Origin of the sequence: Limnohabitans sp. (genome assembly GCF_040400975.1) — a bacterium.
Taxonomy (GTDB): domain Bacteria; phylum Pseudomonadota; class Gammaproteobacteria; order Burkholderiales; family Burkholderiaceae_C; genus Limnohabitans_A.
In genome coordinates, this window is record NZ_JBBAPF010000056.1 from 1 (window position 1) to 4,111 (window position 4,111).

Here is a 4,111-nt window from a genome sequence, read left to right on the forward strand (position 1 = left end):
GAGGTAGAGGAGCGCAGGCGTATGGGCATGGTGATCAGGGCAAGCGCAGCACCAAAGTGCCTTGCCAGAGCACTTCATTGGGCAAAGGGCTGTTGGCCTGTTGCATTTGAGCCTGTTGCATTTGTGCTTGGTGGGGCCAGGTTTGGGCGTGCTCACGCGCTTGGCTCAGCCAGCGGGCCATGGCCAATGCCGGAGCGGCTTCGACACGCAAGGTGACGTCATCGCCCGTGAGGCTGAGCTTGGCATTGGGCCCCAAATCAGACAGGTTTTTTTCCAGCCATTGCGTCGCTTCGGCGCGCGAAACGGTTGATGGTTTTTGCAGGCCTTTGGCTTGCGCTTGCCACTGCAGCATGCGTTGGGTTTGGCCGTCGAGTGCGGCTTGGCGTGCGGGGGCCTCTTGCCAAGTGCGCCATGCTGGGGCCCAAGCCCATTGCCACACCACCACCACCGCCAGCAAGAAGGCCGCTGCGCGCAGCAAGGTTTGTTCGCGGGGGCTGCGTGCATCCCACGCCTGCCGCCAAGCTTGGGATGCGCTTTTTTGCGCCGCTTGCCATGGGGTATTGGGGCTCATGGCTTGGCCTCCGCTGGGGTGTTCACCTGCAAGAGCCAGGCATCGCCTTCGGCACGCCATTGGTAGCCTTGGGTGCTCAGGCTTTGTTGCAGGCTTTGCTGCTGCGAGGCCGAGGGTTTGAAGTCTTGCACGCGCAATTGACCGGTTTGGTATGTCCATTGCTTGGGCGCTGCTAAGTCGGCTGGCAAGGCCTGGCCTAAGGCCGCCAACAGGGTTTCCAGGTCGCCCGCGCCGAGTTGGCCCGAGCCTTGGCGCAGGCGTTCAACTTGCTGGGCCATTTGCAAAGGCGCATCGACCACCACTTGGGTTTGCGGAAAGGTCTCGCGCAAGATTTGGGTCCATCCCTGTTGCTGGGTTTGCCAGTCGGCGCGTGTTTTCCAGGCCCAGGCATTGAGCCCCAGCAACTGGGTCGCCACCAAGAGCATCAAGCCCCAGCGAGCCGGACGCCAAGCGGGGCTGCGCCACACGCTGTCCAGACCGCGTTGCAGCTGTTTGAGCCGCCGGGTCTGCGCATTGGCCCGCAGTTCAAACTGGGCCAAGTCCCAATCCGAGCCGATGGCGTCCAGCCAATGTTGGCCGGGTGCCATCAGGCGGGCGGGCAAGTCCATCCGATCACTCAGCGCTTGCACCACACCGGGTTCGGCCTGAGTCACGGCCAATGCGCGCTCTTCATCGCTCAAACCCAAGGCCGCCAGATGGGGCGTGTCCGTGTTGAATGTCTGCCCCCAGACGCCGCGTTCGGCGTGGCTGACCCAAAGCCAAGCGTTGTCGGCATCGCCCAAAGCGGTGATGCGGGTGGGCGCTGTGTCTGATGGCGGGTGCAGTTCGGGCACGATGCGGTGTACCTGCAAGCCCGCTTGCTCCAGTGCCTGCAGGTGGGCGCTCAGCCAAGCGCGGTCGCACACCGCCACCCAGGGGCGCGCCAAGTTTTGCCAGTCGGGCTGCAAAGCCAAGTGCAATTGGTTGGGGTCGTCCAGCAGCCGGTCTTCCAGCAAACCTTGCAATGCTGCTTGCCAGCGTGCGGGCTGCTTGTGCAAGCCAGCGGGCAACTCCACCCGGTGCCAAGACAATGCAGCTGCAGGCACCAGGGCCACAGTCTCGGCAGGCGAAGCAGGGCGGGGCAACAAACTGCTGGCCGCCCATTGCAGTTTGACCGCCTGCGCCATGGGCTCGTCCCCCACCACGGCATGGGGGTAAGCCATGGCGGGGTGCGGCAAGTCGGTGGGCAGTTGGACGATCAGGGTGCGCATGTCCGAATCATTGTAGAGGGGCAGTGTGACGCGTCATCGGGCTTTGAATGCGCCAGAGCATGCGCACTTGGCCGCCCTCTCGGCGCACCAAAGCCAATTCTTGCTGCACCACGTTGTCAATGCGCATGCGGCCATGCACCTCGAAATAGCGGCTGCGCACGCTGTGCTGCTGCTCATCCAGCAGGCGACCCGATGTGCCCATGGCTTGCTGGGCGGCATTCAGGCTGGTCCAGGGGCCGCGCTGGCGCTGCTGCACCAGTTGCCGTGCAGAGGCCAAGTCCAGCCCCGCGATGGATGCCGACAACACCTCGGCCGAGGCGGTGTTCAAGTTGACAGGCGTGGCCTCGGGCAGCAGCGTGATGTGCGGCTGCAAGGCTGCCAGGCTGGCGGGGCTCAAGCCCAGCCAAACCAGCTGGGCGGTTTGCTGCGGCATCAAAGGCCCCGCAAAAGAGGCAGAAACCGAAGCAGAGGACGAAGCCGAAACAGACGCTGCCCCCTCAGGTACGGCGCTGCCTGCGGCAGACGGTGCGATGCTTTGTTGGCTGCGCTGCAGTTGTTGGGCCATGGTTTGCAGCTCGGCCAAGGGCAAGTTCAGGCGCTCAAACAGCACGGCAAACCGGGCCAAGGCCTTGGGCGAGACCTGCCCGTTGTCCAGCAGGTTCATCACATTCATGCGCGATTGGGCATCGGTGATCTGCCCCGACAAAAACACTTCGGCATCGCCTTCGCGCCATTGTTGGTCTTGCGACAAAAAGGTCGACAGCTTGGACTCTTGCACTGGCAAGGCCCACGGTTCGCCCAAATGGTCTGCCTCTGCGCCTTGGGCCGATAGGCCGTCTTCGCGCAGGATCAAACGCGTCCAGTCCATGGCGCCGGTCATCATCAGGCTGGTTTGGCTGCGTCCGCGCTCGGCGGTCTCGATCTCCACTTGCCGCCACTGTTGCCACAAGGCCGCACTGGCCAAAGTGGTCACCAATGCCACGGCCAGCATGGCCGTGAGCAAGGCGGCCCCCCTTTGTGTTGCACGGCGGCTCATGATGGCGCGCCTGACAAAGTGGGGCGTACCCAGTCCATGCTGAGCGTGCCGGCGCCTGCTGCCCCCGGCGGCAGGCTCAGCACCAGCCGCACGCCGTCGGGTGTGGCTTGGCCGGGGTTGTTGCGCCCGGCCGGGTTGCCCGCTTGTGCAGGGTTCGGGGTCACCACATCGCTGGACAAAGGGTTGGTCCAGCTGCCGCCCCGGTGCACAAACAACTGCCAACCCGACAGGGGGTGAATCTGCACTTGCGCTGCGCGCGTGCTGTCGCTGGGGGTTTGGCTCCATTGCTGGGCGGTGTTCCAGGCGGTTTGCCAGTCTTGGCGTTGGCTCAATGGGCCGGACTGCCAACGCAGCCAATCGCCCCCGCCTGGGCGGCCTGGGTCGGTGCGCCATGTCCAAGCGACCACCCGCACACTGGCCCCGGGGCTGTTGGGGCCGGTGCTGGAGAGGGTGTTGGTTGCTGTGTTGGCGGTGGTGTTGGCGGGGGAGTCGGCGCTGCGCCGCGTCAGGCGCAGCACCCGGCCATCCCAGTCCCAGCTGGGAGTGCCGGGCAATTCGGCCAATTGGTCCAAATCGGTTTGCCACTGGGCCAAGCCGGCTTGCAAAGTGCGCACCTCGTCTGCTCGGGTTTGCAGGCTGCTTTGTGTGCGCAGCATGCCGTCCAAGCCGCGCCAGACCATCAGGCTCATCAAGGCCATCACGCTGATCGCCACCAAGACCTCGATCAGGGTGAAGCCTTGAACGCTGCGCTTTGTTCTGGGGTTCATCATTGCCGCCCCATCACGGTGGACAGCTGCAGCACATAACTGCCTTGCTCGAGCACACGCGCATCGACCCGCCTGAAATTGGGGTTGGGCGTGGGCCGCACAGAGACCTCAACCTGCAACAAACGCCCCGCTTGCGTGCAGTCCACGCTGCGGTTGCCGGTGTCGGGCAACTGGCGGCGCAAGCGCAGGGCAATCAGTTCGTTTTCGGCGCAAATTTGGCCCAGCATGCTCACGGTCTGCCGCTCGGCGTTGCGGCTGAGCGAGCCGGTGGCCTGCAAACCCGCCATGAGCGCCACCGCGGTGATGCCCAAAGCCACCAAGACCTCGATCAAGGTGAAACCACGGGATAGCTTGGCCACTTGAAGCGTTCTCACGGCCTGGCCCCTGGGGTGTCCGGTGTGCTTTGCACCCTGAACGGCCGCAAACCGTCGGTCACCACCCACAAACTTTTGCCGGGCGAGTTGGCGTTGGACAGCGCCAAAGCCTG

General features: G+C 64.3%; 5 protein-coding genes. All 5 read right to left on the reverse strand.

The genetic code is table 11. The annotated features are described in order from the left end of the window. Positions 1-34: 34 nt before the first annotated feature. Genes ABWQ00_RS15595 through gspI form a run of 5 tightly spaced genes read right to left on the reverse strand, consistent with a single transcriptional unit; the run spans position 35 to position 3,998 of the window. Positions 35-571: a type II secretion system protein M gene (locus ABWQ00_RS15595; protein WP_353239573.1), complete on the reverse strand. Its 537-nt coding sequence runs from the start codon at positions 569-571 to the stop codon at positions 35-37. Next, a complete protein-coding gene (gspL, locus tag ABWQ00_RS15600; protein ID WP_353239574.1) occupies positions 568-1,821 on the reverse strand; it encodes a type II secretion system protein GspL in 1,254 nt (417 codons plus the stop codon). The genes ABWQ00_RS15595 and gspL overlap by 4 nt, the downstream gene beginning before the upstream one ends. 7 nt (positions 1,822-1,828) lie before the next feature. Continuing rightward, on the reverse strand, positions 1,829-2,857 hold the full coding sequence (gspK, locus tag ABWQ00_RS15605) for a type II secretion system minor pseudopilin GspK (protein ID WP_353239575.1): 1,029 nt from the start codon (positions 2,855-2,857) through the stop codon (positions 1,829-1,831). Beyond that, positions 2,854-3,624 (reverse strand): PulJ/GspJ family protein, encoded by a 771-nt coding sequence (locus ABWQ00_RS15610; RefSeq protein ID WP_353239576.1) that lies wholly within the window; start codon positions 3,622-3,624, stop codon positions 2,854-2,856. The genes gspK and ABWQ00_RS15610 overlap by 4 nt, the downstream gene beginning before the upstream one ends. After that, positions 3,624-3,998 (reverse strand): type II secretion system minor pseudopilin GspI, encoded by a 375-nt coding sequence (gene gspI / locus ABWQ00_RS15615; RefSeq protein ID WP_353239577.1) that lies wholly within the window; start codon positions 3,996-3,998, stop codon positions 3,624-3,626. The genes ABWQ00_RS15610 and gspI overlap by 1 nt, the downstream gene beginning before the upstream one ends. Positions 3,999-4,111 lie beyond the last annotated feature (113 nt).

Excerpts from the sequence above, each read along its gene's own strand:
- ABWQ00_RS15595 (WP_353239573.1), bottom strand. The coding sequence starts at position 571 with ATGAGCCCCAATACCCCATGGCAAGCGGCGCAAAAAAGCGCATCCCAA.
- gspL (WP_353239574.1), bottom strand. The coding sequence starts at position 1,821 with ATGCGCACCCTGATCGTCCAACTGCCCACCGACTTGCCGCACCCCGCC.
- gspK (WP_353239575.1), bottom strand. The coding sequence starts at position 2,857 with ATGAGCCGCCGTGCAACACAAAGGGGGGCCGCCTTGCTCACGGCCATG.
- ABWQ00_RS15610 (WP_353239576.1), bottom strand. The coding sequence starts at position 3,624 with ATGAACCCCAGAACAAAGCGCAGCGTTCAAGGCTTCACCCTGATCGAG.